Source organism: Chromatiaceae bacterium (assembly GCA_024235395.1).
Taxonomy (GTDB): Bacteria; Pseudomonadota; Gammaproteobacteria; order Chromatiales; family Chromatiaceae; genus Thiosocius.
In genome coordinates, this window is sequence record JACKMK010000001.1 from 1 (window position 1) to 26,616 (window position 26,616).

Genomic DNA, 26,616 nt, shown 5'->3' on the forward strand with positions numbered 1-26,616 from the left:
CGCCGGACCGAGATAAGGGATGTAGTTGAGTACACCTGCCACGACCCCCCAGAGCAGCGGATTCGGCATTCCCAGCAGGTGCATGACGACCGCGACAACGATGCCAAGCACGAGGTTGATCAGGCTGATCGTCGCCAGGTAGACCGTGATCGAATGCTCCACCTCCTTCACCAGTACGACCGCTTCACGCCTGTCCCGGAAGCGTGGCAGGGCACTGACGATATTGCGGAACAGCCGATCGCCCCAGCCGAGGACGAAGAACAGGACCACCAGGGTCGTGAACACGGCCATCAGTGTTGCGCTGGTTTCGACGAACAGCACCTCGTCAAGTGCGCTGGTCTTCAACACGACCTCGTTACCGGGCGTCTCGGACCCGTTGCGCAGGTCGTCCAGTGCATCGGTCGCTGCCTTCACGTCGGAGATTGGTTCGCGTATCTCGGCGATCCTGTACTGCAACTGCCTCAGAGACTGTGGCGCCTCTTTCAACCACTCCGCAGCCGGTTCTTTGAGGCTGTAGATACCCAGGGTCAGGCCGGCGCCGAGAACGCCGACCAACAGTAGGGCCGTAACCGGCGGCGGGACCCTGATCGAATGCAGGGCGCGCACTATCGGGCGGAATACGAAGCTCAGCAGAAACGCCGTAGCCAACGGCAGGAACACCTCCCGTGCCTCGGCCAGCGCGACCAGTGCCGCCAGTACGAACAGGCCGTTCAGCGCCAGCGAGGACCGCTCGCGGATCTTCGCCGTTATTGAGTTCGGCGTGGCAACGGCAGAGCCCTGGCCTGCTTCGATCGGATTGTCATTTTTCTCTAGCACCGCGACATCTCCGCCTTCATTGGTCGTTATGCAATTTGACAGCACAAGTCATGCCCAGGATTGCGCCCGCGTTTCACACACCGGGAACCGGTCCGCGGAACAACAGGCGTTCATCAAAAAAGCCCGGCATGGCCATGAGGGAGACCGCCAAGCCGGGCAAATGGGGATCGCTTCGGTGCGCGCCCGCGTCAGTGCAACCAGTCGCGCAGATATTGAATCGAACGTGAAAACAGCAGTGCCTTGGCCAACGCACGTCGGACCCGACCGCGCGCCTGCGCACGATCCCGGCGCACCTGTACTCTTTCCAGTACGAAGCCTCCGAGGAAGGCGCCGACGAGCGCGCCGGGAGAACTTGCCGTCGTTCGAAACGATGCGCGAAGTTGCATCCGGCTGGCCGCGAGCCGACGTCGCCCGAGTGCGACGCGCTCCAACGCCAGCGACCGCGCGCGATACATGCCAGCCGTCCGAACGGGTACCAGACCGTCGCTTTTCCGCCTCACGGACGTACACCCTCGCGGTCCACATCCTCGGCGGTGATCCTCCGCCCGGGTGGTCGGAACAGCACGGCACGCATCCCGGGGAAACCGAGGTTGCGGCTCAGATGGCGGATCATCAGATAGCAGACGCCTCCTGCCAGCGCACTGGCCGCAGCGACACTCAATGACGTCGCAAGCCAGACCTCATCGCCGTCGAATACCGCCAGCGCAATCGCCGACGCCAACGTGGTCCACAGCGCCGCGGCCATTATCGCGAGCACCAGGGCAGCGGCGAGCATCATCGCCAGGCTGTACGCGGCCAGCCTGGCTTCGCTCGCCGCCAGCTCGGACAGCGCATCGGCCATCAGGCGAACGTCCTCGCCCCACTGCCCCAGGGCATGTCTCAGGCTCGGCGGTTCGTCGCACGAACGCGCTTGCGCAGACGGCTGCTCGGCCACGTCGAACCCCTCAGCGGCGCATGATCGATGAGAACAACATGCCGACACCAAACGCCACGGCCAGTGAAGCCAGTGGGTGCTCCCGCAAATAGGAGCGTGCGGTCATGGTCGCTTCGTCGCTGAGGTCGCGGGCGCGATCGCGTGCTTCATACGAGCGACGACGTACGTCGCCCGCTGCGCCACGGATGCGTTCCTCGGCGCGTTCCGCCTGTTCGCCGATCCGGTCAACCGCATCGTGTGCAGCCGCCGTGGCCCGTTCGGAATAGCTGCCCGATTCCGTCCGGGCCGAATGTGCCGGTTCGTGCTGCTCGCTTTTACGATTGGACATGTCGTTACCTCGCTCAGGTTCGTTTATGGGAGAGTCCCTGTACAACACGGAGCAAACGCTGTGCCATGTGGTCGTCGGCCATTGACCCTGTGCCGTAACCAGCGGTCCTGCTGTGTTGCCCGCAGACCGCAGCCGTGCCACCACAGCCGCGCTCGCCGGTATTCGTTCGCGAGCGCCGCGGAACAGGCCGAAATCAACCGGTGGCGGTGGATATTGGCAGGTGCGTGACCGGGGCCTTGGCCTCCAGGGCACGGGAAAGACCGGCTACGCAAGGTGGACAGAGGCAGGCGGCCATTCAGATCTCGCTGGATGTTGCCGCATCCAACAGATTCTCCCTGCCCGCTTGCCGCTCTTGTTCGGCGACCTTCCGTTCGATCGTGAGATCGACGGACATATCGCCTGCCGTCGCAACTGAACCGACGGCGGCTGCGGAGCCCCCGTGTATCGTGGAACCCTGGGTGCCCGCTGAGCGCCTGTTGCCCGTCACCTCCGGTTCACCCTGTGGCTCGAACAGGCGTACCTTGTACACCGGCTCCGGCATCACGATCCCTGCCCCGTCGAACGCGTGCTTGACGACACGGATGGCCTCGCTACGCACCTTGAGGAAGCCGAAATGGCGTTGGTCGACCCAGCCGTAGCAACGCAACACCACGTTGGAATCGCCGAGCATCTGGACGACCACCAGCGGCCGTGGGTCTGCCAGGACACCGTGGGTACCGGACAGCGTAAGCAACGCCAGTCGCTGTGCCGCCTGCAGGTCCTGGTCGGTGTCGACACCGACGTCGAACTCAAAACGGCGCTCCGGGTGACGGGTGAAATTGGTGACCACCGCCTTGAACACCGTCGCATTCGGGATCCTTATGTGGTTGCCGTCGGGTGACAGCAATATGGTTGCACGAGACGTCAGCTTGACCACATTGCCCTCATGTCCGTCGATGTCGACGAAATCGTTCACCTCGAACGGGTTGCGCAGGCTCAGCAGGATGGATGCAATGTAGTTCTCGACCGTGTCGCGAACCGCAAACCCCACCGCGAGACCGATGATTCCGGCCGCACCGAGCACGGTCCCGAGCAATGCCGTCGCATCGAGCAGGGCCAGCGCGGCCGACAACCCCAACAGCGTGAACACGACCCGCAACAGCTGGCTGAACAGGTTGGCGATGAAAGGGTTGGGCGCGAGTCGATCTAGCCACCCGCTTTGGGCCGCCAGCCACCGACCGGTAAGCAGGAACAGGCTGAATACGGCCAATGCGAGCAGAAACAGCGGCAAGACAGCCCAGGCGTTGCGCGACAGGTCGACGAGCTTCTGCCCTGTCGTCCGCAGTCTCGGTTGCAGGTCGCGGTCGACGTTCAGGTGGTTCTCCACTGCGACCACACCCTCGACCCGGCGGGCGAATCCCAGTGCCCGATTCTCGACCATCGCGTTCGCGACTTTGCCTGTCAGACTGACGACGCCCGCGGTCACTTCAACCTCGACACCGGCCAGTGTTTCCAGCTCGGAAAAGATGGCCTGCAGCCGCTGCCGGATATCCTGATCGGATCGCTCCGATGAGGCGACCGTGATCACCTGGTCGGCTTTGACGGCAGTCGGCGACGGCGTGCCTGCCAGCAATTGTGTCAGTTCGTCAGCACACGCCTGGGTGACCGCGCCGATACCAAGGGTTGTCGACGCGATCGCCCATAACAGATATATCAGCCTCCGACTCATGCCCGGTGCCGATGCTTCCGCCAGTGGAGCCTGCGGCGTATCCGCATCATCTGCCGGATATACCGCACCGCCCGTTCACTCGCAGGAAGGCACGCTGTCAGCTAGTGCCACTTGAAGGACTCGATCTCGCGTTGTGCCTCTTCCTTGGTGATCCCGTAGGCCTCCTGCAGCTTGCCGACAAGCTTGTCTCGGTCACCTTCGATTTCCGTCAGGTCATCATCGGTGAGCTTGCCCCATTGGACCTTGGCCGACCCTTTCAGTTGATTCCAGTTTCCTTTTACCTGTTCCCAGTTCATGTCATCTGCTCCTTTGTAGAACGACGATGGATAGCGCTCACGTCCGGGCCTGTATGGAAGCGGGTGAAGCACGCTCCGCGACCTTCGACGATTCGCCAGGACAACGTTGCATCGATCGTGCCGATGGATCTGAGAGGATGCGCTCCGGCCGACAGACCGATCCCGACCGATCCATGGCGCGGTTGCCGGTACGAATGGGACAAGCCGATCCGTGGTCCGGTGACGGCAGATCGGGACGCGATGCGTCGAAACGGGTGCTTTGGACCTTTGAGTCTGCATATCGACCGCCGGGCGGTGAATACGGCCTTCGACGGCCCGATTCCAGATGGGACTCCGACCAGCACGCCGGATCGGATAGCGCGCATTCGCAGTTAACCCGGCTGGGTTCTTCAACGCTTGATGATCACGTAGAGCGCGTGAATGATCCCCGGTACATAGCCCAGCAGCGTCAACAGGATGTTCAGCCAGAAGTGTCCTGAGAAGCCGACTTCAGAGGCGACCCCGACGGGTGGTAAGAGTATCGCGAGAATGATTTTCAGCGGATCTGTCTTGGTGACGGCCATTGCGGTTCTCCCCGGTTGCGTGATGAACAATCGAAAACCGAAGACGCAATTCGCATACCAGGCGCACGGCGAGCGGCGCGATGTGTCAGCGGCTGTTGGGGCCGTCTTCCGGAAGATGGTCCGCGACATAGGCACCGCGTTGGCCGAGCGGCTGTTCGCCATGCCAGGTCGTGTCACGCGCGGTCTGGCGCTCGAGCTCGGCGTTCAGCTCCGCGCCGAGCATCACGACGAACGCGGTGATGAAGAACCACATCAGCAGGATGACGACGGCGCCCACCGATCCGTAGGTGACGTTGTAGTTGCCGAACTGTGTGACATACAGGGAGAAGCCGAGTGAGGCCGCGACCCAGCCGGCGACCGCGACCAGTGCGCCGGGCGAGACCCACCGCCATCGGGCGTTGCGTCGAGCGGGTCCGTATCGATAGATGGCCGCCAACATCAGCACCGCCACGGAGGCCACCAACGGCCAGCGCAGCAGTGCCATCAACAGCTCGGTCGCATCGCTGAGGCCGACGAACTCGAGCACCAGGGGGACGACCAGGATCACCGCCAGTCCGGCGACACCGAGCATGACCAGGAACAGGGTCAGCGCCATCGCGGTCAGGTTCAACCGGACGATGTTGCGGCGTTCGTGCTCGTCATAGGCCACGTTCAGCGCGACGATCAGCGAGCGCGATCCCTTGGTGGCGCTCCACACCGACAGCAGCGTCGCTCCCACGACACCGAGCCCCTGCCGACCCTCTGACCCCGCCGCCACCTCGGTCAACTGGTCCGCGATCAGGCGAAATGCGTCCTCGGGCAGCACACCCTGAAAATAGGAGAACTGTGACGAGGCCTGGGCGGCGTCGAAGAACAATCCATACAGCGCCAGCAGGGCGACGATGGCCGGAAACACGGCCAGCAACGCATAGAAGGCGACACCCGCGGAGATCAGGCCCAGGTTGTTCGCGCCCGTCCTGTGCCAGACGCGCCTGAGCACCTGCCACCACCCCTTGCGGGGAATCTGTGCCGGCCTTTCGGCCTCTCTGCCGATACCTTCCTGCATCGAAACCCGTGTCGGATTACAAAGGCCCTGCTTGTTGCTGCAAGCACTGCCATCGATGTCCGATCGCCCCCGCTCCGCCGTATCCCGCGATACGTATCAAGAACCGCGCCATTCACAGCTCAGATGTAGCTTCCGTCGTAGTAGTCCCACATTACTGCCTGTTCATCGCGTACCGCGGATTCGAGGAGCTGCAACAATGGATAGGCCCGGGTATGCAGGGCGACCCGGTCGCTGTCCTCGTCCGAATCTCCGGCGGCGTCTTCGGCCGGGGGTTCGTCGCCCTGGTCGTGGCCCAGCGTATCCAGAGACGATTTCAGCGACTGCAGGGCGGACGGCAGATCATCCGGAAGGATCGCACTGGGAACGGTCCCGCTGTGATGCATCATGCGGATCAGCGGCAATGCGTACCGGTCCATCATCGTGATGCTGGGTCCCGCCTTGCTCGAAAAACGAATCATCATGAGTTCCCTGCCCCCGTCCGGAGACGGCGTTGTTGCAATCGACATGGAGCCGCCCTGGTCGTCTTCAGGCTCCGTCGCTCCAGACTCGTCTTCTGCAGGACACATGCCAATGCAGCGGTTCGCCGTACGAACGGCCACCGCGGCATCAGGACTGCCTTCGGTACTGGCGCATCATCGGCTTCACACTGATTCCGTGCGCGAGAATCGACAGTGTGACGACGACCAGCGTGATGTGGATCAGTTCAACCGCCAACGCCTCGGAGAGGCCGTGCTCTATGGCGTACATCAGGTAGTAAAGGGAACCGATACCCCGCACGCCGAACCAGGCGGCCATACCGCGTATGCGCCACGTCGTACGGGTCCCCGCGAGCCCGATCAACACACTCGCGGGCCGAGCGACCAAGAACACGAACGCGGCCGTCGCGACCGCCCGCCAGCTCCACGAGTCGACGAACAGCATGCCGCCGATCGACAGTATCAGTACCAGCTCGGACAGTCGCTCGATGTGCTCCTTGAAGATCAATGACGCCTCGCTGACGGGCAGGCACCGCCCGGCGGCGTCCTCGACCGTGGCCTGGCCACCCTCCCCAGAGGGCTCATTGGCATCCGCGGCGCGGCGTGCGATGCGCAGCTCGGTCTGGCGCAGCGCCACGGCGGCAAAGAACACCGCGAGAAAGCCCCATGCGCTGAGCACCAGACTGATGCCGTAGACGATCCCTATCAGGCCGAGGCCGAGGAAATCATCGAGGAAACCGTGTCCGGGCCTTGTACGTCGAATCCACGCGGCCAGACGCCCGAGTGCGACCCCGCAAACCACGCCGATCACGAGTCCCGCGGCTGTCGCCCAGAACACGTCGATCAGCAACCAGCGTCCACCGAATTCACCCAGCTCGTGCAGGCCGAGCAGTCCGAGTCCCAGCATGACGAACGGAAAGGCGCTGCCATCGTTCATTCCGGCTTCGCATGTCAGGGTAAAGCGCAATCGGTCGCGGTCGCCGGGATGCCGCACCTGTACGTCAGTCGCGAGCACCGGGTCCGTGGGCGCCAGGATTGCACCCAGCAGAATCGCGCCACCGAGAGGCAGCCCCAGCAGGAAATGCCCGAACAGCGCCACCGCACCCACGCTGACCGCCATCGAGACGAAGGCCAACATGATCGGCGCACGCCAGCGGGCCAGCGACACCGGAACCGGCATCTTGACCCCGGCCGAAAACAACGACACCAGCACGGCGACCTCGGTAAGGATCTCGAGCAGGCGCGATTCCTGTAGCGGATTGAAGTGGAAAAGGGCCAAGACGGTCGGGCCGGCGAACAGCCCCACCACCAGGTAGACGATCGAAGAGGTCACCGGTATGCGCCGCAGAAGAGGGGCGCTCATCCCCATCACCAACAGCAGTCCGCCGACCAGGAGGAACCAACCCGCCGTGCCCATCATCTGACCCTTCCCTTCATGCCGTGCCGCGTGCCGTTCGATCCGGCGGATGCATCACCTCTGCGACGACCGGGAAGTGGTCGGAGGCGATGCGGGCAACCGGCGACATGATACGTGTGCAACGTCGCAGCGATGCCGGTCTGCGCACCAGGATGCGATCCAGTGACAACAGCGGTGTGAACCAGGTCGGAAAACTGGCCGGTTGGCAGCGGACGAAGCCGAGCCGGGTCAGGGGGGCAAACGCCCGCGCACCCAGCCAGATATTGAAATCCCCCAGGATCACCGTTGCGGCGTCCCCGTCCTGAACGATGCCGGCCGCCGTTTGCAGCTGTTGACGCCGCTCCCGCCAGGAAAGTCCCAGGTGCGTCGCCAGAACCCGCCAGCATTGGCCATCGACCACCAGTTGGGCATCCACGATACCGCGCGGCTCGCGATCGCGGTGTGTCAGATCGTGTACCCGCTGTTCGGCAACCGGTTGCCGGGTCAGGAGCACGTTGCCATACCGCCCCACGCCACGCTCGAACAGGGTGCCGTCCACCGCCCGCATCGCAGTGGTCCGTTCCAGCAGGGTGATGACGTCGCCGGCATGGTCCAGGGTCACCTCCTGCAACGCGATCACGTCGGCGTCCAGCCCGGCGACGACGGCCGCGATCCGTTCGGGGGCATATTCTCCGTCCCGCCCGACGCAGTCGTGCACGTTGTAGGTCGCGACCCGTAGCCTGCCCACCGATCAACGCGTCCTCAGCCAACGCTTGGCGACCCAGGCGGTGCCGGACAGTAAGATCGCCATGACCGCCGCGATCGCGACATTGCGCGGTGACGGCACCGCAACGGCCTGCCAGAGTGAACTCGAAAACAGCGTGATCGCACCGAGTCCCGGCGCCAGTCCGATCAGCGTGCCGAACACGAACTGACGCGTACCGAGTGACGAGGTACCGGCGACGAGATTGAAAACCGCGAAAGGTGCCACCGGGACCAGGCGCAGTATCGCCACCGCGATGGTGCCGCGACGCGCGAGCCGCTTGCTCAGGTGCTCGGTACGACGACCGTTCATGCGCCGAACCCTGGCGTGGCCCAGGAGGCGACCGCCTGCGAAACCTATCGTCGCGGCGAGCATGGCGCTCGTCATCACGTAGGCGAATGCCTGCCAACCATCGAACACCATGCCGCCGATCAGTGCAAGCAGCGTGACCGGCACCATCGCCAGACTCGCGACCACGAATCCACCGACCGCAACAGCCGCTCGCGCCTCCGGCGAGGCCAACGACTGCACATAGTCGCGGATCCGCTCGGGCGACAGCACCTCCGCCAACGGCGTCCAGCGCCACGCGGCCGCAAGCATCAGCAAGGCCGCCAGCAGCCCCAGGAAAACAGCCAGGCGACGACGCCCCGTGACCCGCCCGAAACGCGGCACGTACTGCTGGACAAAGTAATCCGGGCTGAAGGGTTCAGACGGATCCACCACACCGTCGTCGGGGACCAGTTCGTCCACCTCGGACTCCACCTCCCAGTCGAGTGGTCGCAGACTTCGGCCGTCGCTCCGCAAAGCCTCGATGGCGCCGATCAGGTGCTGCTTTTCGCGCATCGCCCGCTCGACTGCCGCGGTGTCACTGCCGAGGTGTTCGGCGAGCAGCCTGGTGCGCAGACCAGCGATGAAGCGACCCGTCGGGTCGTCCGGTCGGGTGGTTTCGATCGCCACGTCGCATTCCGTGTCCAGCCCCATCGAGCGGTTGCTGGTGTTGGAGGAACCGATACGCAGCAGCCGATCGTCCACGATCAGCAGCTTGGCATGCACACTGATGCAGGTGTCACCGAGACCCTGCTGGTAGGGGAAATAGATGCGCAGCCGGTCGTGACGGTCGGCCTCGGCCAGGCGCTGTAGCATCCGTCCGCGCAGGACGTCCATCGTGACCTGCTCCAGCCATCCCCCGGTCTTTTCGGGCAGCACCATCACGACCTCCGGGCCGTGCTTCTCGGCAAGACGTGCTGCAAGGGCATCCGCAAGGCTGTGGGCGGTAAAGTATTGGTTTTCGATGTAGATGGTGTGTTCAGCGGCGGCGATCGCCGTGAGATACAGCTGCTCGACCTCGTGCACGGCATCGCGACCGCGATAGGCCGGTTCGGTGCGCGCGATTGCGACATCGATCGCCTTCAGGTCCGCGGGCAGGTCGGCCGGCCAGGGAGACGCGGTAACACCGACCGGTGGCGACAATCGCCTGCCGCGCGCGCGTCGCCAGCGTTCGCGCGCCAGGTCGCCGAGGCAGGCGGCCGCCGCTCCCTCGAACACCGCCATCATGTCGTGGAACGGCGGATAGGGTTTGCCGTTCGGGTCAGTACGTCGCGGGTCGTCCGGCTTGTGCTCGCAGGTATCCCAGCGCCAGCGACTCAGGTCGATTCCACCGGCAAACGCCACCCGGTCGTCGATCACGACGACCTTCTGGTGATGCGAGGCGCCCTTCGGATGCACGCCATCGAGGCGGAAATGAAACCGCGGTGGCGCCTGCAGTCGCAGCCGCAAGGCCGGCAGCAATTCCCTCTCCGCGGCATAGATCATGTTGAAATCCCACGACAGGAGATAGACGTTCAGCTTTGGCTTGCGTCGCACCAACTCGACCAGGAAGGCACCCAGCTCGTCGGGCAGATCGCCCGCGTGTTCACCCCTGTGCAGCCGTTCGTGTCGGTCGAAGTCCCAGCCGAGCAGAAAGATCTGTCGTTCGGCGGCGAGGCAGGCTTTGGCAAAGGCGGCGAAGTAGTCTGCTGTATCGATCAGTACGGAGAAGCGGCTGGCGCGCACATGCTTCCAGCAGTTCTGGCCGTCCCGGAGGATGGCCTGTGGCGCTTCCCGGTGGCGGGTGTCAGGCGTGGATCTGGACATGGTCAACATCTTGAATCCCGAGGAATGGCATGGCCGTTGTTCGGACTGAGACGTCCGAGGCAAGCTTGGGGCCAGGATGCACCATTTCCGCCATCGCGGCCCTCACAGCGATCTCCCGGGCCTGCCTCGCCCGGCAGCGCGTCCCAGATGCACCTCGAATGGCGCATATGAGCCACGCCAACGGCGCCGAAGCGACGACTATGGCACGCGAATGCCCCACCGATGTGTCGCCGCAGCGCCCCAAACCGGCCTTCCACTCATGTGGGACTGCGCGGTCGCCGCGACGACTGTCGGCAGCCGGGTTTCGACTTACATCGAAGCGGTGTGCTTGGGTGGCCTCGCCGGTCGTGGATCCTCGACCGGCGGCGTCGGCCTGGCCGGACGTGCTGGAGGGTCCTCGATCGGTTTCGGCGGTACCCCGGGTGGGGTCTTGGTCGGCGTGATCGACGATTCGCGAAGCAGCCCGCCAGCCGTCGTCGCCCGGCCGGCCAACGCCGAGCGGGTCGGTCGCGTTCGCCGCCGCTTCTCAGGTTCGGCGTGAGTCATATCCCCTCCTTCAGACGGCGGTGCCAAGCGGGCCGCCCCGCCCGAGGCGCAGGGTCTGTACGCTTCATGAATGCAGTGACCGATCAATGCGACGAGTCACCGTGCCGACCGCCGTTCTCGAACGGGATGCGTTTCGCGCGGCGGTATTTCTCGCGCGCCGAGGGGCGAAACACGTACACGATCACACCCAGCAGAAACAATGGTGCCGCCAGGTATGCAATCCAGGCGTAGATGTCTTCCCACATGGTCGCCTCCTGACCGTGGCCGGTTTTTGTCCCGGCCCGCATCTGGTCTACAGGTCAAGGCACGAAGCAAGTCACATGCCGCCGTCCTCGATCCGTGCGCGGCGCTGGCCCCCGACGGTCGTATCGAGAGACCGCTTGTTCGGGCATCGCGTGATCGGCGGTGCATCTGCGCCTGCGCGGGCCGATTTGACGCCCGCCGCCGGGAGACTCCGGTGATCGCCGAGGAATGCACTGTCGGGCCGGTCAGGCCGCCGCGTCCGCTCACAGACAGTTCGCCGCATGGCACGGTTGCTGCTGTTACCGGGACAGGGGCAGGCGCGGACACCGGGCGCCGTATAGACCTACGAACCGAAGAGGATGCGAAACATGAACATTTTCGAGGCACTGCGGGCAGACCATGAGATCCAGCGCGGTCTGATACGCGATCTCGTCGCAACCAATGGCGAGAGCGCGACACGCGAGCGTCTGTTCGGCGCTTTGAAGACGGAACTCGCGGCACATGCGGCGGCCGAGGAACGCCACTTCTACGTGCCGTTGATGCAAAGCGATCTGACGATCGAAAAGGCGCGTCACAGTGTCGCCGAACACCACGAACTCGACGAACTGGTCGAGACACTGGAGCACACCGAGATGAGTTCGCCCGGATGGCTGGCGGCCGCCAAGCGACTCGAAGAGAAGCTGCAGCACCACCTCGAGGAAGAGGAACACGAGGTTTTCCAGCTGGCCGGCAAGGCGCTGGAGGACGACGCAAAAAGCACACTGGCGCGGGCCTACCTCGACGAGATGTCGGCGCAGAAAAACAAGGCGGCATGACACACCCCAAACCGGGGCCGGTGAATCGACTGTGGCAGGAGACAGTCCGAACGGCACCCGGGTGTGGTGCATGCCCGGCGTGCGCACTGAGCGACCACCGGCTACACTGCCGATTGGCCGATTTGGACCGCCCGGTGTCGCAAATCGGACGTATGGTCTCAGGGCGTGTCGGCAAAGCACAGCCGTGCGGGCCGCGATGGGATGGTACGCAGTTTGCTCGTCGATTCAGACGGCGATCGGTAGAGATGATTGGCAGCAGATCGTGAGACGTGACAGCAGGATAATGACCAGAACACGTGACCCGGACGAGCCGATGAGCGGCGCCGACGAAGCGCCCTCCTCCAAAGATCCGGCGACCGTCCTGTCCAACCAGGCACGACTGGCACGCGACGAACGCAGTGCGGCGCTGCGTGCGCTCGCCGGACGTCTCGCCCATCAACTGCGCAACCCCCTTGCGGCGGTACGTGCCGCCTGCAGCAGTCTTCGCGCGGAGATCGAGGACACCGATCAGCGCGAAACCCTTGATCTCACGCTCCAGGAGATCGACCGCATGCTGAATTTCGTCAGGACCACGGTGCAGACGATACCCATCCACAACGAAAAACCGCAGCCCGTCGACGTGGCCGCCGAGACGGCCGACGTGATCGATATCACCCGCCCCGGTCACGCGGATGGTGCCCGAATCCGTTTGGGTGCCGATCGCGGCGTTCGCTGCAGGCTGCCCCGCGAAGGACTGAGAGTGGCCGTCTACAGCATGCTGGATCACCTCGCCAGCGTCAGCGCCGTACAGGCGATCGAGGTCGGCGTATCCCATCAGGACGGTCACGCCCTGATCCAGTTCGACGTCAGTGCAGGACAGCCCGGCGACGCGGTGCTCGACACTGGCATGACGGTGCCGATGGGATGGACGCAGCCGGTGGGCCTGCTGGTCGCAGAACGTTTTGCCCGCGACCTCGGCGGCTGCCTGCTGCGCGCCGAGACGAGCAGTACCACCCAGACATTCACCCTGGACCTACCCTGCCCCGATGTCTGACAGCCTGTTGATCATCGAAGACGAGGCCCTGCTTGGCCGCGAAATGCAACGCCGCTTTGTCAAGCAGGGCTGGGACGTCGTGCTCTGCACAGGCATCGCCGACGCACGCACGCAGATCGTCGAGCGACGCATCAGTCCCCTCGCCGTGCTCGCCGACATGAATCTTCCCGACGGCAACAGTCTCGACCTGCTCGGCGAATTGCAGGGCCAGGGGAAGGCGCCCGGCGAATGGATCTTCCTGACCGCATTCGGGACCATCCCGGATTCCGTGCGGGCGCTGCAGCTGGGCGCACACGATTTCATCGAAAAGCCGGTCGACGATGCGCGCCTCGATCTCGCGGTTCAACGTGCCGCACGCAGTGCGCGCGCCCAGCGCCGACTCTCGTTGGCGGCCGCCAGTGAGGCGGCGAAGTTTCGCGTCGAGCAGTTCATCGGGCACAGCGAGCGCGCCCAGGAGACGCGCCACATGCTGACGCAGATCGCGAAGGCCGGCTTCAGCGCCGTGGTGCTGCGTGGCGGCACAGGTACCGGCAAGGGCCTGGCTGCACGTATCCTGCATTACAACGGCCCGCGTGCCGATGGTCCGATGATCGAGGTCAACTGTGCGGCACTACCCGACGAACTGCTGGAGTCGGAACTGTTCGGCCATGAGGCCGGCGCCTTTACCGGTGCCAAGAATCGGCGCGAGGGATTGTTCGAACAGGCAAACGGCGGCACCCTGTTTCTCGACGAGATTGGCGAGATGCCACTTGGTCTGCAAGCCAAGCTGTTGAAAGCCGTTGAAGACCGGACCATTCGGCGGGTCGGCGGCAACCGTGAGATCAGCGTCGACGTCACCATCATCACCGCGACCAACCGCGACCTGGAAAACGAAGTCGCGGAAAACCGTTTTCGCAGTGATCTGTTCCACCGCCTCAGCGTGTTCCAGATCGTGCTGCCCAGCCTGAGTCACCGCATCGAGGATATCGAAGATCTGGTCAAGGAGTTCGTCGCCGAGTTCAACGAACGCCGCAACGAGCGCATCACCGAGATTCCGGACGAGTTCTGGACTCTGTTGCGTCAATACAGCTGGCCAGGCAATGTGCGTGAACTGCGCAATGTGATCGAACGTTGTGTCTTGTTGTCGCGCGGCAATCAACTGGAAACACGTTGGCTGCAACTGACCGCCGGAGACAGGCCGGAGTCGGATTCCGACGGTGATTCCATCCGTTTCCCGCTGAACGGTTCCGTCACCCTCGACGAAATGGAGCGCCGCATGATCGAAGAGGCCCTCAGGCGCCAGCGGGGTAACGTTACCCGGGCCGCCACGCTCCTCGGTGTCAGCCGTCAGACGATGCGCTACCGCATCGACAAACACCATATCGATACGGAGTCGTTTCAGTAAGCGCCCGCGGCCGCCGAAGCCCTTGTTGATTCGCCTTGCAGGTGCCCAGCAGAGCTGCCGCCCGCCGAAGTCTCGATTCTATAAAGTTTCCGAACTGAACCGCAGTCTCGTTCGCCGGCACCGTTCGATCAGCCGGGCGAACGGCGGCTTGATGCCGCCATTCGCTTTGCGGAGTACGTTCAGAGCCGCCCATCTACGCCAGCTGTCGGTTGCCACGAGGCCCGAACAACCACCAGATGATCAGGCCGAGCAGCGGCAGCACCACGATCAACAATATCCATAACACCTTTCCACCCGTCGAGGCACCGCTGTCGACAATCTTCAAAATCGCCCAGATATCCAGCGCCAGGATAATCAGTCCGATCAAGCCACCCACTTCAATTCCCATCGTCGTCTCCTGTCAGTAAAGAAATTTCGATCAACCGATCGTCATGCGATGCCGCGAATGTTGCCCTCCTCGCCGCCATACACGACGTCGGGGTGACATTCCGAGACAATCGCCTTGATACGCGCGCGATCAGCGTTCGCGGTGTTGATGATCATCAGGACCTGACCGTCTTCGATGGCGCACTTGAATTCCTCGACCTCTCGGTTGGGCACCGAAATACCGATGAGGCTGGATGCCCAGGCCCCGAACGCACTACCGGCAAGGGTCATGCCCAACAGTGCAGCGCCGCCGACTGCGAATCCGCCCGGGACCAGGGTCGCTGTGAGACCGGCCAACAGCCCCGTTGCCCCACCGATGGCGGCGCCTTGCTGCATTGCCGGTTTGAGGTCGCTGGTCTGTTCGACGTCCGCATCGGGTAGCGCATCGGCCAGTGCGACATCCTTGCCCAATACGCCGATGTCCTCCTCGCCGGTTCCAGCACGCTTGAGATCCTTCACGATCCGTTCAGCGCACGAGGTGTCAGGAACCAGGAAGTACAGCTTGCTCATCATGTCCTCCGCCGCATTGATTTCACATCCGGGGTGGAGCAATCGCCATGCCAGCCCTCTGGGTTGCCGTGCGGCTCGACCGTCAGGTTGTGCGTCGACAAAGGGGCCTCCGGACGCCCGGCTCAAATCCGACAGTCCGTTGCAAAACGTCCGGACCGGTAAGGTGTTGGCGGACATGCGCAACGCAAAAAAAACCGACGGCATTGCCGTCGGTTCGTTCTGGCGCGATGGTCGACCGACCGGTTAGGTCAACGGGTGGCATCCTGGATCTTGTCACCGGCCTGCTCTAGCTTGTCGCCGGCCGATTCGACGGCGTTGTCGATCTTTTCCCCGGCCTGCTCGGCGGGGCCATCCTGCTCACATGCCGCCAGCACTGCAATCAGTGCGGCGGTCAGCGCCAGTCGCGTAGTCATTCGTTGCATCGCTATCTCCTCTTGGTCAAATCCGTACTGCCTGCGACGCCGCGGTCAGACCCTGCCGCGACGGCCGGTAAGCGCGAAAATCACGGCCACGACCAAGCCCACTACGAACAGTATCCAGGCGATGTTGGTCGCTGTCCCCGCGATACCCGTAAAACCAAACAGTGCCGCGATAATCGCGATGATGAAAAATGTCACAGCCCATCCAATCATGGTCGTTCTCCTCAATCTTCAGATCGTCAGTGGATTACGTCAGCCGGCGATGTCACGAAGCGTGATCGAAATCGCGCTTTTCCTCGGGATCGTGCTCCTTGGCGCGGGAGCGTGCGTCTTCACGTGCGGCCCGTCCTTCTTGCGGCGATTGATCTGCTGCATCACCGATCGCCTCGTCGACCTTTCCGGAATTCACGAACTCGCGGGTCTCGCGGTCGTAACGCTTGGCCGACTCGTAATCGCCCTCGCCCTGGACCTTGTCTTTGGTCTTGTCTGTCATTGTTCAGCTCCTTTTCGTCAGCTCGTTTACCGTCCCACTCAAGGGGACGCTTCCCGAATGCCTACTCGCAGGAGGCGTGCCAACCGCGCCCATGAGTACGGAGATAACTTCGCTAAACCGGGAGCAGTTCACGCTATTGCCGGTACAGCGGGTGGTCGTTAGGGACCTTGCGGTGTCGATCCGTGCACACCTGCCGACCCTCCTAGGGACAACACGGCGACGCAGCCGACGCTCGAACGGTGCATTTGCGCCAAAGAGGGTCGATATGGCGGCGTGAGTCCAACCGCGCGATCGCATCCGGCTGACGGACGCGACCCGTCTGCTGGATCCGACGAGCACAATCGAACCGCGGGACATCGCGTTCCGCGTGGCATGTTCGTTGCTCGACCATTGCTGTAAACCGATGACTCTTACGGTCGTTGGATACACACAAACAAGCCACACAGGACCGATGCAATGAATACCGAATCACTGAACCATGCCCGTCTGCGTGCGATCGCACTGCTCGTTCTCGTATCCGTCGGCAGTATTGGGCTGGGCGGGTGCAACACGGTCGCCGGGATTGGCGAGGACGTCGAAGCCGCAGGCGATGCGATCGAGGACAAGGCGGAAAAAGAGAAGGGATATTGAAGTTGGAGGGTGGCCGGACAAGACGACGCGGCTGCACGGGCGACCCCACGCCCGTGCGGTCGCAGGAAACGACAATGCCAGCGGGCTGTTGAGCACCGGCCCATCTGCAAAACAGGCCATGTGCGAAACCGGCCTTGACTGCGTGCCCCCACAACCGGCACCCAGCCCGCACCAGAGGGTTTGCGATCCCGGTCGACATCTGCGTCGACGTTCAAGGCGTCCCCACTGCACCACCCGCCTGCCGGACGCAACGTCCACGGCATGGACGGCACTTTGCGCAGCGAGGTCCAACTTCGCACAACCGTCGGTCGCGCCCTGACCGTCGTCCAGATGCAAAAAAGATTCTGCATGACCCTGTTTCCCGCGTGCGACACTTGGCGGGCATACCTGTCGGTCAGGCTTCGCGTGCATGCGACCGTCATCACCCGTCCCGTCCACTCAGAGGAAATTTGGTATGGCTCGCCTATGGCACTGGTTTCTGAAGGGGGTCGCACTGGTCGCACCGGTGGCCCTGACCATTGCGTTGCTGGTATGGCTCGGCACCTGGTCGGAGAAGACATTCGGACCGCCCATCAAGGCGATGCTCCCCGCCGATTGGTATTTTCGCGGTCTCGGCCTGATAAGTGGCATTGCCCTGACCCTGGCGGTGGGTCTCGCCGCGAATCTGTTCCTCGTGCGCTGGATGGTCGGGTTGGTCGAATCGATCCTGGAACGGATTCCGCTCGTAACGACGCTGTTCCAGGCGTTCAAGGATGTCGCGCGCCTGTTCTCGAAAGATGCCGGCGAGGACTTTGGGCAGGTGGTCGCCGTGGATCTCGGCGAGTTTCGCTTGGTTGGATTCGTGATGCAGGATGATGCCCACCTACCGGGTCGATTCGACGACACCGAATCCCGTGTCGCCGTCTACCTTGCGATGAGTTATCAACTCGGGGGATTCACCGTGCACGTGCCGCGTAGCCGGATAACGCCACTCGATGTACCGGCCGATCAGGCGATGCGCGCTGTACTGACCGGTGGCCCGCTCGAGCGCAGCGGTGACGAAGCGGTCGCAGTGGAGCGGTCCACCCGCTGAACAATGGCCGATGATCCATCCGTATTTCGATGGCCGGCATACGACCCGATACCCGGGTTGTTACGACATTCATCCTGGATCGACCAGCCGATCCGACGACGTGTCATTTGTTCGTGAACCGGCGACGCATCACAACGATCGCCGAGAGGATGACGAGCGCAAATACCAGCATGATGATCACGCTTTCGGTCGAAGGATCCTCGAAAGCGGCCTTTACGCTGTCTGAAAGCAGGGTCAAGGCTGCGATCCCCGGCCCCAGCGCAATCATGGAACCCAGCAGGAATGCGCGAAATCCGAGATGCGAGGCGCCTGCGACCAGGTTGAACACGGTGAATGGCGCCATAGGCACCACGCGGGCGATCGCCACCGTGGCGACACCGTAGTCCGACAACTGCCGGCTGATCCGGTTCACGCGATCACCCCCCACCTTCTCCAGTGCCCGCTTACCCAGGAGTCGCCCGAACGTGAACACCAGGGCGGCGCTGACCAAAGCCGCCAGAAATGTATATACGAAAGCCAATCCACCACCGAACGCTATGCCGGCAAATACCGCCAGCAGTGTCAGGGGTACCATCATCGTCAGCGCGATCATCATCACGCCGGTGGCCGCGGCCGCACGGGTGATCGGATGATCGAAACCGGCCATGAGGCGCTGAAAATTTTCCGGCGCGAGAAACTCGTTCAGCGCCGTCCACCGCCATGCCGCTGCCAAAGCCAGTAGCGACAAGATCAGCACGACCATCATCACCAGTCGACGACGACTACGTTTGTTTCCCGGATCCGTCATGAATCTTCTCTCCTCGATGGTGCCCTGCCGATATCGGGTCGTTTGGCCGAAATCCTCCACCATTGGCCCATCCCGACCGGATGTTTTTCAGAGTATCGGAGTCTACAGGCGGGCGCGGTGTCTCTGGGTAGCCGACGCAAGGCTTGTGCCACGCGCGCAGTCTACAGACCACCTCTGCTTGCACAGTGTTCGCGGCGTATCGGACCGGTCCATCCGGTGGTATCGGGTCTCTGGCGCAGTTGTTGCACCATCAGCCTGCAGTGTGCCGCCGATCTTCGATCGTTGCGACCGGGGTGTTCCTTTGTCTGCGCGATGAGCGCCGTGCCGGCAGCGAAAGCTTGGGCGCACGAACACGCATCTCGTTGGATATCCGCAGACACATGCGCATATTCCAGCCCATCCATTCCACAGTAGAAGTCCGATAGGAGGAACCCATGTCGAGTCAAAAGGTCCCGGGAGAAAATCAGCTGTTCGATGCGGTCAAGGACCTCAATCCGCAGGAGGTCGAGGCACGTGTCCGTCGCAATGCCGAGCGCATGGGCGTGGAGTTGTCGCACGAGCACCTGGAGGTGGTCCATGCGCTGATCGAACACTACCAGACGGACTGTCAAGGTCATGACTGCCGCGCGGCGTCACCGCACATGCGCCATCTCATCCGTCATTTCGAGCCGCGCGGTGGCAGCCGTTTCCTGTACCGTCTGTTCGATGCCATCCAACCCAGCGACGAAACCGGGAGAGAACTGGGCATCCTGACGATGATCCACGAACTTGCACAACTTCCGGAACTGACTCACAACGAAGATGAAGGCTTTGGCACCGTCTTCTGAGCACGATGATAACACCCGTCATGGCCCCGGCATCAGAGCACACGGCATGGATCGCCGATCTTTTATCAGGCCGCAGCGCGAGACCGCTGCGCCGGCCGGCGGATGCACGCCTCCACCGCGGCATGGCTGGCCGCCGCCGTTCCGGCCTTGCGGTACAGGATCCGCTGGCATTCGGCATCATCCGGCGACGCGCACACTGGTGGACGGGGAACCATTGCGGACACTCGCGACATCTGCGGATCGGCGCGCCGACCGCGGTCTGCCATGTGTAACTCATCGACCGATCGGCGGGCGGCATACCGATCGCAAAACGCATCAATACGGCGCGGTGTCGGGCTCGGGTTCGTGCTGTCCTGCAGCCTGCTGACCTCGACCGGCCTGCCAGCCGCAGACATCGCGAGTCTTCGGCACTCTGTCCACGAAGGTACATCAACGATGGCCGATGAATCCGCCCGACAACAGCCGCCTGATTGGCGGCGCAGGATCGCAACGCTGTTGCAGCGGTCGCGCGCAGGCATCGACCGGGTGGCAGAGGTGACGTGGCGCAGGGTTACGCGCCGAATGGGCTTCGGACAACCAGGACACATCGCTGCCTATCACGGTTATGGCAACCAGGACAGTGTATGGGTCACAGGGCGCCTGCTCGCGAACAGACCCTTTGGCGGACCACGGGACGACGACAACTGGTGGGACAACATCAGGGCCACCTATCGACGATGGGAGAGTGACGAGATCACCGGGGCGACGGTCGAACTGAGCTACGCCGAACACCGCGCCGACGTCGTTACAGACAACGAGGGCTACTATTCGGCGCGTTTTCCGCGCAGTGCTGTCCGCCCCGACACCTACAAGGTGATCGCTCGACACCGTGGCGAACGGCAGGTACTGAATGCGGAACACTGGCTTGCGTTGCCGGACACGGATGCCCGATTGATGGTCATCAGCGACATCGATGACACCGTCATTCACACCGGCATCACCGACCTGACCACAGCCGCCCAGCTGACCTTCCTGAACAATGCCAAGACCCGCAAGCCGCTCGCCGGGGTCGCCGGTCTCTACCAGGCACTGACACAGGCCGGCGGGACGCAAAACCCCGTGTTCTATGTCTCCAACTCGGCGTGGAACATGTACGACCTGTTGCGCGACTTCCTGGATCTCAACGACCTGCCGAAAGGTCCACTACTGCTGCGCGATCTCGATCTGGCAAAGATCATTGCGGGCGAAGAGAATACGCATAAGCGCGACCGTATCGAAGAGCTGATACAACGAATTCCGTTGCCGGCGATCCTGATTGGCGACAGCGGTCAACACGATGCGACATTGTATGCAGAGATCGCGACACGGCACCCGAACCGGATCTGGGCGATCTATATCCGGGACATCGACCCCGGAGTCGACAGTCGCTACGACCTCAAGGTCGATACCTTGATCAGCGAGTATGCGGACGTACCCATGGTGCGTGTGCAAGACAGCAACGATATCGCCGCCCACCTCGCGCAGCTGGGCCTGCTGCGCCGCGACGCGCTCGGCGCCGTCACAACAGAGACCGCCACCGACGCGGATCGCGACACCCTGCCCGGTCAGATGAAGGATCAGGCGGATCGCTGAGCCGATCCAGCGGCGTTGATTCACGGTCCGCATGGCCCGCCTCTTGCAGTCAGGTCTGCAAGGAGGCCGCGATATGCGCAGGGATCAACAGGTTTCAACCGGCAGAAGCGGGGAGCCGCAAGAACGGATCGCGTCGTTGAAGCGACAGTCGGTTTACCAATGGCTGTCCCGACTGGGTTACGCCGCACGCGGCACCGTCTATCTGGTGATCGGCTGGCTGGCACTTTCATTGGCATTGGGATGGGGGGGCAAATTTGCCGATTCCAAAGAGGCGATCCGGTACCTCGCGACCATGACCGCCGGTGACGTGATCCTGTCAACCTTGTTGATCGGCCTGGTTGCGTTCTCGGCCTGGCGCCTGTTTCAGACGGCATTCGATCCGGACAATCATGGCCTTGCGCCAAAGGGCATGGTCATCCGTGCCGGCCTGCTGATCAGTGGGCTGATCTATCTGTCGCTGGCACTGTTCGTCGCACGGTTCCAGTGGGACCTTCCACTGCCGCTGCACGCCGGCGACAAGAGTTATGCCGAATGGGCGGCGCTGCTACTCAACAAACCGGCGGGTCCCTGGTTGATCGCGGGTGTCAGCTGCATCGCGCTGGCGTCGGCCGTGGGACATTTTTTCAAAGCGGTACGCAAGACCTTTCTCCGATACATGGTGCTGGACGATCGTCAGGTGGGCTGGGTGACGCTGATCAGCCGTATCGGCCTGCTGGCACGCGGGTCCATTCTGTTGCTGATCAGCTGGTACTTTGCCCGGGTTTTCGTTTCCCTCAATCCACGACACGCACTCGACCAGGCGGGGGTCCTGAAGGTGTTGCACGATCAGCCGTATGGCGTGCAGCTGTTGTTCGTTGCCGCGGTCGGACTGATGGCGTTCGGGACCTACGGCCTGCTGGAAGCCGTCTTTCGGCGCATCGATGCCGACGCCTTGCCCTGAGCCGCGCGCCGGGTAGGCCCCGGCTCCGCAAAGCCGACGGCGCGAACGGTCGACGTCCGACTCGGCACGCGGTTGTTTTCTCGACGACAGGCGGGACACGGCCGACCCCGACGGACGACTTGATCCGATAGGGGTCATCTCGTCTTTCTGGCCGGCAATTCCGCGGCGGCGTTCGGATGAAAATGATTTTGACCCCCTGCTAGACTGTGGGAAGATCCGGCCAGCCCGGCGGAACCTTGGTGCCTGGCTATCGGACACCACGGCCTGGCATCCCTGTCCGGCCCATGCGAGGTAACGAGGTGTGAACACTGCGTTCAGGTCGGCGCTGGTTTTGGAAGACAATCCATTGATCGCAATGGACGAAGAAGCCATGCTGAAGAAGCTGGACTGCCCGGAGGTCCACGTCGCGAGTTCGGTGGCAGACGCGGAAAGCATCATCGGCCATCACGCAGTCGATTTCGCATTGCTGGATGTTGAACTGGATGGCGAGACCAGCGAATCGATCGCCAGTCAGCTGCTGTCGAAGAAGGTGCCGTTCGCTTTCGTCAGTGGATACGACGATGCCTGTGGACTGCACGGCAAATTTGCGGGTATCCCGTCGCTGCTCAAGCCACTCAGCGACAGCGCCCTGCAGGACACACTACGCGCCCTTGGATTGCTGTGACGCACACGGAGCACACCGGCGGGCACCCATCCTGCTGACAGTTCGGCGCACCCACAAAACGCCCCGGATCCATCGCAACGGCTTTCGTGGTCTCCCATCCCCTATCGACACACGTTGCCGGAATGCCGAAAATGCCTCTGCGACAGGCGAGAGGCCCGGTCTGGCCGGTTGGCCTCCAGCGGATTGTGAACAGCGAGGCCGAAGGTCTTGCGCGATTTGCGAGGGTCGCTGAAGCGTGAAACCTCCCCATCTGCCGATTCGTTCTGAAAACCCCGACGGCAACTTCGAGATCGACGCCGACGGCCGGATAAGAGACGTGGACGCCAATGCCTGCACGATGCTCGGCGTGGCAGCCGGGGCGCTGATCGGCCGGCCATTGCCGGAGCTCCTCGCGGAAAACCAGGAGGCGCCTGCCGGAGTCGACCTTGCGCGCATGACGGATGGCCGTCTGCTGCGCACGGCTTGGCGAATGCGACGCGGCGATGGCACGGAGTTCACCGCCGAGGTGATCGGCCTTGGCATCGATCGCAACAGGGTAAGGTTCATCGCCCGTGACACGACCGAACAGGAAGCCGCGGAGACCGCCAAGGCGCGACTCGCTGCGATCGTCGAATCCTCGAACGACGCGATAGTCAGCAAAACCCTCACCGGTATCGTCACGAGTTGGAACGGCGCCGCCGAACGGATGTTCGGTTACACCGCGGCGGAAATGATCGGACAGTCGATCCGCAAACTGATTCCAACGGAACGGCAGTCGGAAGAGGATGAACTCCTGGGTCTTATCGGGCGCGGCGAACGCGTTCAGGACTACGAAACGGTCCGTGTCCACAAGAATGGCACCCGCATCGTCGTCGCGTTGACGGTATCACCGATTCTTAGCGACGCCGGCATCATCGTGGGTGCATCGAAAATCGCACGCGACATCACCGGCCGGCGTGCGGCGGAGCGGAAGTTGCGGGAAAGCGACGAGCGGTTCCGCACCCTGGCCGACAACATCAGCCAGCTTGCCTGGATGGCCGACGCCACCGGCTGGATATTCTGGTACAACCAGCGATGGTACGACTACACGGGTACCACGCTCGAAGAGATGCAGGGCTGGGGGTGGAAGAAGGTCCACCATCCCGACCATGTCGACCGCGTCGTCGACCGCATCCAGCGCTCCTGGGATACCGGTGTTCACTGGGAAGACACCTTTCCGCTGCGCGGTGCCGATGGCGAGTTTCGTTGGTTCCTGTCGAGGGCCCTGCCGATCCGGGACGACGACGGCCGGATCGTGCGCTGGTTCGGCACCAATACCGATATCACCGAGCAGAAGCAGCGTGAAGAGCAGATCCGCCTGCTGATGCGTGAAGTCAACCATCGTTCCAAGAACATGCTCGCTGTCGTTCAGGCCATTGCGCGGCAGACCGTTGCGACCAGCCCGGAGAATTTCACCGAACGGTTTCAGGAACGCATCCAGGCACTGGCTGCGAGCCAGGACCTGTTCGTGCAGAGCGGTTGGCGCGGCGCCGATATCGCGGATCTCGTGAGATCCCAACTCGCCCATTTCAAGGATGCCATAGGCACCCGGATCGCATTGAGCGGACCGGAACTCGTGCTCACATCGGCGGCAGCTCAGGCGATCGGCATGGTATTGCATGAACTGGCCACCAATGCCGGAAAGTACGGTGCCCTGTCCGATGCGCAGGGTCTGGTAGAGATCAGCTGGGAACAGCGCCGGGACCAGGCAGGAGACCTGCGGTTCTGTCTCGAATGGGTGGAGTCCGGTGGACCGCCGGTGACCCCGCCGTCGCGACATGGGTTCGGTTCGATCGTGATCGAAAAAATGGTGGGTGCATCACTCGGCGCCGTGTCCGAGCTCGATTTCGCACACTCCGGAGTGACCTGGCGACTCGAGTGTCCGATCGGCCGCGTGATCGCCGACGAGGTTTCGCCGGCATTCATCAAGAAGACGGTGCCGCACCGTGCAACCTCGAGCCTGCGGCGCATCCTGGTCGTCGAAGACGACCCCATGGTGGCGCTCGACATGGTCGAACGGCTGCAGTCGGCGGATTACGAGGTGGTGGGTCCTGCCAGCACACTTGCGGAGGCCTTCGCACTGGCTTCCGACGAGGACTTTGACTGTGCCCTGCTGGACGTGAATCTCGGTTCGGAGACGTCCGAGGCTTTCGCGGAAAGACTGCGCGAACAGGCTATACCCTTCATCGCCTTGTCGGGCTATTCGCGGGAACAGCAACCGCCGATCTTTCAGTCCGTGCCGAGTCTCAGCAAGCCCGTCGCAACCGGCGATCTCATCGCTGTCATCGAGCAGCAATGCGGTAGACACTGAGCTGGCAATGTCCTTGAAGGTCACCCGGCGAAACAGCGGCAGCCGCGTATTTCCCGCAGCTGCCGCATGAATCGAGCGATGCAGGTCGGCATCGCTGCCGACGCGATCACCTAGTTGATGTCTTTCGCTTCGAAGGCACTGAACTCGGCGCGGTCGATGGTGCCGTCGCGGTTTGCATCGGTCGCGTCCCAGCGATCCTTCAGTCCGGGGTTCATACCGGCCTCGCCGGCGCTGATCACCCCATCCTTGTCGGCATCCAGGTCACTGAACTGGCTGCCACCTGAGATCGGCGCCTGCTCGTCTTGCACAGACACTTCCCCCAGTCGGTAGTCATCGTCCAGTTCGACGTAGCGTCCCTCCACGTACTTCGGCTGTGCTTCGAGCGATGCCTTGGTCATCGTGGACGGGATCATCAGATCGTTCTCCTGCGGCTGCAGTTCATCCAGCGCAATCGTCACTTCCTTGTCGCCGATACCGAGAAAACCGCCTACCGATACGACCGCATAGTACTTGCCACCGTCGTCCTGAACGACATCGGTCACTTTGCCGATATCGTTGTCATCCCCCATCTCGACGTCCTTGCCCTCGATCTCCTCGACCTGCTTGCCGAGGTACCATGACCCGGCGCGCGGAAGGTTTGCTTCCATGTCCGATTGGACCTTCATACCGGCATCATGCGTCCCGGTGGTCGCTGCTTTGTCCTCCCCTGCATAGGCACCGGTCGCGAATACCAGTGCAACGGCTGCTGCCGTAAGGGTCTTGTTGAATCGACTGTTCATGTTCCACCTCATTTGTAGGGTTCCTACATCGTTATTGCTCCGCCCGAAGGCATCTCCGAGCTCACCGGTTGGGGAGCAACCGACATGCCAAACGGATCGCGCATGCCGGCCGGTGCGTTGGAAAAAGTGATCGCGAGCGGTGCGCACGCCGAGGTGGTTCCCAGATAAGGCATGGCCAGACATCGACTTAACGGCGATGCAGCCCCTCAACGGACACGCATGAGCGGTGAAGCGCGCTGGCGGAATTCGAACTCAAACTGTGAATGGCTTCACAGGCGACTCCGGCCAGGGCCGGTTTGCTCGGCCGGATCGGCCTGCGCTTCGGCGTGCGCAACGGTTGATAAGCTCCATGACAGGCGCATTTAGACGCATGCCGCTAGGCAGCGGGCCCGCCCAGTGACACGGCTTCGACTCGCGTCCCACGCTCGCCCTGTGGCGGCCCGATCGTCGGCATCGAGCAGATGCTTGGCAACGCATATGCGGCATGTGTGCGGTGTCGCTTCGACAGATCCTTGTGCGCTGGCATCTGACCGCGACCCCCCAAGCGACCGGCCAGTGCACGTCCGGTTCGACGGGCACCCGCCCCTTCAGTTTGCCCTCCGACTCGCCGATACTCGCAACAGTAGCGGCGCTCTTGAACCTGTTTGGTC

Annotated in this window: 30 protein-coding genes; 10 read left to right on the forward strand and 20 right to left on the reverse strand. The window is 62.9% G+C overall.

From position 1 onward, the window contains the following. The 13 genes from H6955_00005 to H6955_00065 form a co-directional block, all read right to left on the reverse strand. Positions 1 to 816: AI-2E family transporter (locus H6955_00005; protein MCP5311901.1), on the reverse strand; the 816-nt coding region annotated here is incomplete at its 3' end. A 188-nt stretch (positions 817 to 1,004) separates the two neighbouring features. Beyond that, positions 1,005 to 1,271, reverse strand: coding sequence for a hypothetical protein (locus H6955_00010; protein MCP5311902.1), 267 nt, complete (start codon positions 1,269 to 1,271; stop codon positions 1,005 to 1,007). Between the two features lie 41 nt (positions 1,272 to 1,312). Then, the gene (locus tag H6955_00015) at positions 1,313 to 1,750 is read right to left on the reverse strand and encodes a hypothetical protein (GenBank protein MCP5311903.1); all 438 of its coding nucleotides are present in this window, start codon (positions 1,748 to 1,750) and stop codon (positions 1,313 to 1,315) included. A 10-nt stretch (positions 1,751 to 1,760) separates the two neighbouring features. Continuing rightward, the gene (locus H6955_00020) at positions 1,761 to 2,078 is read right to left on the reverse strand and encodes a DUF883 family protein (GenBank protein MCP5311904.1); all 318 of its coding nucleotides are present in this window, start codon (positions 2,076 to 2,078) and stop codon (positions 1,761 to 1,763) included. Between the two features lie 295 nt (positions 2,079 to 2,373). Then, positions 2,374 to 3,786, reverse strand: a complete 1,413-nt coding sequence (locus H6955_00025) for a mechanosensitive ion channel (GenBank protein ID MCP5311905.1) — start codon at positions 3,784 to 3,786, stop codon at positions 2,374 to 2,376. A gap of 101 nt (positions 3,787 to 3,887) precedes the next feature. Further along, the gene (locus H6955_00030) at positions 3,888 to 4,082 is read right to left on the reverse strand and encodes a CsbD family protein (protein ID MCP5311906.1); all 195 of its coding nucleotides are present in this window, start codon (positions 4,080 to 4,082) and stop codon (positions 3,888 to 3,890) included. Positions 4,083 to 4,471: 389 nt separating this feature from the next. After that, positions 4,472 to 4,645, reverse strand: coding sequence for a YqaE/Pmp3 family membrane protein (locus H6955_00035; protein ID MCP5311907.1), 174 nt, complete (start codon positions 4,643 to 4,645; stop codon positions 4,472 to 4,474). An 85-nt stretch (positions 4,646 to 4,730) separates the two neighbouring features. Continuing rightward, positions 4,731 to 5,690: a YihY/virulence factor BrkB family protein gene (locus H6955_00040; GenBank protein MCP5311908.1), complete on the reverse strand. Its 960-nt coding sequence runs from the start codon at positions 5,688 to 5,690 to the stop codon at positions 4,731 to 4,733. Positions 5,691 to 5,809: 119 nt separating this feature from the next. Beyond that, positions 5,810 to 6,196: a DUF1840 domain-containing protein gene (locus tag H6955_00045; GenBank protein ID MCP5311909.1), complete on the reverse strand. Its 387-nt coding sequence runs from the start codon at positions 6,194 to 6,196 to the stop codon at positions 5,810 to 5,812. 100 nt (positions 6,197 to 6,296) lie between these two features. After that, positions 6,297 to 7,583 (reverse strand): cation:proton antiporter, encoded by a 1,287-nt coding sequence (locus tag H6955_00050; protein MCP5311910.1) that lies wholly within the window; start codon positions 7,581 to 7,583, stop codon positions 6,297 to 6,299. 16 nt (positions 7,584 to 7,599) lie between these two features. After that, a complete protein-coding gene (locus H6955_00055; GenBank protein MCP5311911.1) occupies positions 7,600 to 8,310 on the reverse strand; it encodes an endonuclease/exonuclease/phosphatase family protein in 711 nt (236 codons plus the stop codon). Between the two features lie 3 nt (positions 8,311 to 8,313). Next, positions 8,314 to 10,458: a VTT domain-containing protein gene (locus H6955_00060; protein MCP5311912.1), complete on the reverse strand. Its 2,145-nt coding sequence runs from the start codon at positions 10,456 to 10,458 to the stop codon at positions 8,314 to 8,316. 629 nt (positions 10,459 to 11,087) lie between these two features. Then, positions 11,088 to 11,249, reverse strand: a complete 162-nt coding sequence (locus tag H6955_00065; GenBank protein ID MCP5311913.1) for a cbb3-type cytochrome c oxidase subunit 3 — start codon at positions 11,247 to 11,249, stop codon at positions 11,088 to 11,090. Positions 11,250 to 11,615: 366 nt separating this feature from the next. Between H6955_00065 and H6955_00070 the strand changes: the two genes are divergently transcribed. The 3 genes from H6955_00070 (at position 11,616) to H6955_00080 (ending at position 14,479) form a co-directional block, all read left to right on the forward strand. After that, positions 11,616 to 12,062, forward strand: a complete 447-nt coding sequence (locus tag H6955_00070) for a hemerythrin domain-containing protein (protein ID MCP5311914.1) — start codon at positions 11,616 to 11,618, stop codon at positions 12,060 to 12,062. A 283-nt stretch (positions 12,063 to 12,345) separates the two neighbouring features. Continuing rightward, positions 12,346 to 13,095, forward strand: coding sequence for a hypothetical protein (locus tag H6955_00075; protein MCP5311915.1), 750 nt, complete (start codon positions 12,346 to 12,348; stop codon positions 13,093 to 13,095). Beyond that, positions 13,088 to 14,479 carry a sigma-54-dependent Fis family transcriptional regulator gene (locus tag H6955_00080; protein MCP5311916.1) on the forward strand — a complete coding sequence of 464 codons (1,392 nt, stop codon included), beginning with the start codon at positions 13,088 to 13,090 and terminating at the stop codon, positions 14,477 to 14,479. The genes H6955_00075 and H6955_00080 overlap by 8 nt, the downstream gene beginning before the upstream one ends. 193 nt (positions 14,480 to 14,672) lie before the next feature. On the opposite strand, the gene H6955_00085 is transcribed toward H6955_00080, so the two are convergent. The 5 genes from H6955_00085 to H6955_00105 form a co-directional block, all read right to left on the reverse strand. Next, on the reverse strand, positions 14,673 to 14,867 hold the full coding sequence (locus tag H6955_00085; protein ID MCP5311917.1) for a PLDc N-terminal domain-containing protein: 195 nt from the start codon (positions 14,865 to 14,867) through the stop codon (positions 14,673 to 14,675). A 41-nt stretch (positions 14,868 to 14,908) separates the two neighbouring features. Next, positions 14,909 to 15,415: a DUF1269 domain-containing protein gene (locus tag H6955_00090; protein MCP5311918.1), complete on the reverse strand. Its 507-nt coding sequence runs from the start codon at positions 15,413 to 15,415 to the stop codon at positions 14,909 to 14,911. A 248-nt stretch (positions 15,416 to 15,663) separates the two neighbouring features. Further along, positions 15,664 to 15,837: a hypothetical protein gene (locus H6955_00095; GenBank protein ID MCP5311919.1), complete on the reverse strand. Its 174-nt coding sequence runs from the start codon at positions 15,835 to 15,837 to the stop codon at positions 15,664 to 15,666. Between the two features lie 45 nt (positions 15,838 to 15,882). After that, positions 15,883 to 16,047, reverse strand: coding sequence for a DUF1328 domain-containing protein (locus H6955_00100; protein ID MCP5311920.1), 165 nt, complete (start codon positions 16,045 to 16,047; stop codon positions 15,883 to 15,885). Positions 16,048 to 16,099: 52 nt separating this feature from the next. Beyond that, positions 16,100 to 16,327, reverse strand: coding sequence for a hypothetical protein (locus H6955_00105; protein MCP5311921.1), 228 nt, complete (start codon positions 16,325 to 16,327; stop codon positions 16,100 to 16,102). A gap of 456 nt (positions 16,328 to 16,783) precedes the next feature. Here H6955_00105 and H6955_00110 point away from each other — a divergent pair, with 456 nt between their 5' ends. Both H6955_00110 and H6955_00115 read left to right on the forward strand, forming a co-directional pair. After that, positions 16,784 to 16,957, forward strand: a complete 174-nt coding sequence (locus H6955_00110; protein MCP5311922.1) for an entericidin A/B family lipoprotein — start codon at positions 16,784 to 16,786, stop codon at positions 16,955 to 16,957. Positions 16,958 to 17,411: 454 nt separating this feature from the next. Further along, a complete protein-coding gene (locus H6955_00115; protein ID MCP5311923.1) occupies positions 17,412 to 18,029 on the forward strand; it encodes a DUF502 domain-containing protein in 618 nt (205 codons plus the stop codon). Positions 18,030 to 18,132: 103 nt separating this feature from the next. On the opposite strand, the gene H6955_00120 is transcribed toward H6955_00115, so the two are convergent. Next, positions 18,133 to 18,816, reverse strand: coding sequence for a VTT domain-containing protein (locus tag H6955_00120; protein MCP5311924.1), 684 nt, complete (start codon positions 18,814 to 18,816; stop codon positions 18,133 to 18,135). A 434-nt stretch (positions 18,817 to 19,250) separates the two neighbouring features. On the opposite strand from H6955_00120, the gene H6955_00125 reads away from it, so the two are divergent. From H6955_00125 to H6955_00145, 5 genes are all read left to right on the forward strand, one after another. Then, a complete protein-coding gene (locus H6955_00125; GenBank protein ID MCP5311925.1) occupies positions 19,251 to 19,643 on the forward strand; it encodes a hypothetical protein in 393 nt (130 codons plus the stop codon). Between the two features lie 435 nt (positions 19,644 to 20,078). After that, complete coding sequence (locus H6955_00130; protein MCP5311926.1) at positions 20,079 to 21,254, forward strand: DUF2183 domain-containing protein; 1,176 nt, start codon at positions 20,079 to 20,081, stop codon at positions 21,252 to 21,254. A gap of 136 nt (positions 21,255 to 21,390) precedes the next feature. Continuing rightward, positions 21,391 to 22,194 (forward strand): DUF1206 domain-containing protein, encoded by an 804-nt coding sequence (locus H6955_00135; GenBank protein MCP5311927.1) that lies wholly within the window; start codon positions 21,391 to 21,393, stop codon positions 22,192 to 22,194. A gap of 301 nt (positions 22,195 to 22,495) precedes the next feature. Continuing rightward, on the forward strand, positions 22,496 to 22,858 hold the full coding sequence (locus H6955_00140; protein MCP5311928.1) for a hypothetical protein: 363 nt from the start codon (positions 22,496 to 22,498) through the stop codon (positions 22,856 to 22,858). 235 nt (positions 22,859 to 23,093) lie between these two features. Continuing rightward, positions 23,094 to 25,187, forward strand: coding sequence for a PAS domain S-box protein (locus H6955_00145; GenBank protein ID MCP5311929.1), 2,094 nt, complete (start codon positions 23,094 to 23,096; stop codon positions 25,185 to 25,187). Between the two features lie 110 nt (positions 25,188 to 25,297). Here H6955_00145 and H6955_00150 read toward each other — a convergent pair whose 3' ends face one another. Next, a complete protein-coding gene (locus H6955_00150; protein MCP5311930.1) occupies positions 25,298 to 25,966 on the reverse strand; it encodes a PRC-barrel domain-containing protein in 669 nt (222 codons plus the stop codon). Positions 25,967 to 26,616 lie beyond the last annotated feature (650 nt).

What these genes read in the sequence shown, in the direction of transcription:
- H6955_00040 (MCP5311908.1), bottom strand. Translation starts at nt 5,690, where the DNA reads ATGCAGGAAGGTATCGGCAGAGAGGCCGAAAGGCCGGCACAGATTCCC.
- H6955_00090 (MCP5311918.1), bottom strand. Translation starts at nt 15,415, where the DNA reads ATGAGCAAGCTGTACTTCCTGGTTCCTGACACCTCGTGCGCTGAACGG.
- H6955_00110 (MCP5311922.1), top strand. Translation starts at nt 16,784, where the DNA reads ATGAATACCGAATCACTGAACCATGCCCGTCTGCGTGCGATCGCACTG.
- H6955_00010 (MCP5311902.1), bottom strand. Translation starts at nt 1,271, where the DNA reads ATGTATCGCGCGCGGTCGCTGGCGTTGGAGCGCGTCGCACTCGGGCGA.
- H6955_00070 (MCP5311914.1), top strand. Translation starts at nt 11,616, where the DNA reads ATGAACATTTTCGAGGCACTGCGGGCAGACCATGAGATCCAGCGCGGT.
- H6955_00045 (MCP5311909.1), bottom strand. Translation starts at nt 6,196, where the DNA reads ATGTCGATTGCAACAACGCCGTCTCCGGACGGGGGCAGGGAACTCATG.
- H6955_00020 (MCP5311904.1), bottom strand. Translation starts at nt 2,078, where the DNA reads ATGTCCAATCGTAAAAGCGAGCAGCACGAACCGGCACATTCGGCCCGG.
- H6955_00065 (MCP5311913.1), bottom strand. Translation starts at nt 11,249, where the DNA reads ATGTGGGAAGACATCTACGCCTGGATTGCATACCTGGCGGCACCATTG.
- H6955_00080 (MCP5311916.1), top strand. Translation starts at nt 13,088, where the DNA reads ATGTCTGACAGCCTGTTGATCATCGAAGACGAGGCCCTGCTTGGCCGC.
- H6955_00060 (MCP5311912.1), bottom strand. Translation starts at nt 10,458, where the DNA reads ATGTCCAGATCCACGCCTGACACCCGCCACCGGGAAGCGCCACAGGCC.
- H6955_00105 (MCP5311921.1), bottom strand. Translation starts at nt 16,327, where the DNA reads ATGACAGACAAGACCAAAGACAAGGTCCAGGGCGAGGGCGATTACGAG.
- H6955_00025 (MCP5311905.1), bottom strand. Translation starts at nt 3,786, where the DNA reads ATGAGTCGGAGGCTGATATATCTGTTATGGGCGATCGCGTCGACAACC.
- H6955_00100 (MCP5311920.1), bottom strand. Translation starts at nt 16,047, where the DNA reads ATGATTGGATGGGCTGTGACATTTTTCATCATCGCGATTATCGCGGCA.
- H6955_00035 (MCP5311907.1), bottom strand. Translation starts at nt 4,645, where the DNA reads ATGGCCGTCACCAAGACAGATCCGCTGAAAATCATTCTCGCGATACTC.
- H6955_00085 (MCP5311917.1), bottom strand. Translation starts at nt 14,867, where the DNA reads ATGGGAATTGAAGTGGGTGGCTTGATCGGACTGATTATCCTGGCGCTG.
- H6955_00030 (MCP5311906.1), bottom strand. Translation starts at nt 4,082, where the DNA reads ATGAACTGGGAACAGGTAAAAGGAAACTGGAATCAACTGAAAGGGTCG.
- H6955_00130 (MCP5311926.1), top strand. Translation starts at nt 20,079, where the DNA reads ATGGCCGATGAATCCGCCCGACAACAGCCGCCTGATTGGCGGCGCAGG.
- H6955_00150 (MCP5311930.1), bottom strand. Translation starts at nt 25,966, where the DNA reads ATGAACAGTCGATTCAACAAGACCCTTACGGCAGCAGCCGTTGCACTG.
- H6955_00125 (MCP5311925.1), top strand. Translation starts at nt 19,251, where the DNA reads ATGTCGAGTCAAAAGGTCCCGGGAGAAAATCAGCTGTTCGATGCGGTC.
- H6955_00075 (MCP5311915.1), top strand. Translation starts at nt 12,346, where the DNA reads ATGACCAGAACACGTGACCCGGACGAGCCGATGAGCGGCGCCGACGAA.
- H6955_00095 (MCP5311919.1), bottom strand. Translation starts at nt 15,837, where the DNA reads ATGCAACGAATGACTACGCGACTGGCGCTGACCGCCGCACTGATTGCA.
- H6955_00120 (MCP5311924.1), bottom strand. Translation starts at nt 18,816, where the DNA reads ATGACGGATCCGGGAAACAAACGTAGTCGTCGTCGACTGGTGATGATG.
- H6955_00115 (MCP5311923.1), top strand. Translation starts at nt 17,412, where the DNA reads ATGGCTCGCCTATGGCACTGGTTTCTGAAGGGGGTCGCACTGGTCGCA.
- H6955_00050 (MCP5311910.1), bottom strand. Translation starts at nt 7,583, where the DNA reads ATGGGCACGGCGGGTTGGTTCCTCCTGGTCGGCGGACTGCTGTTGGTG.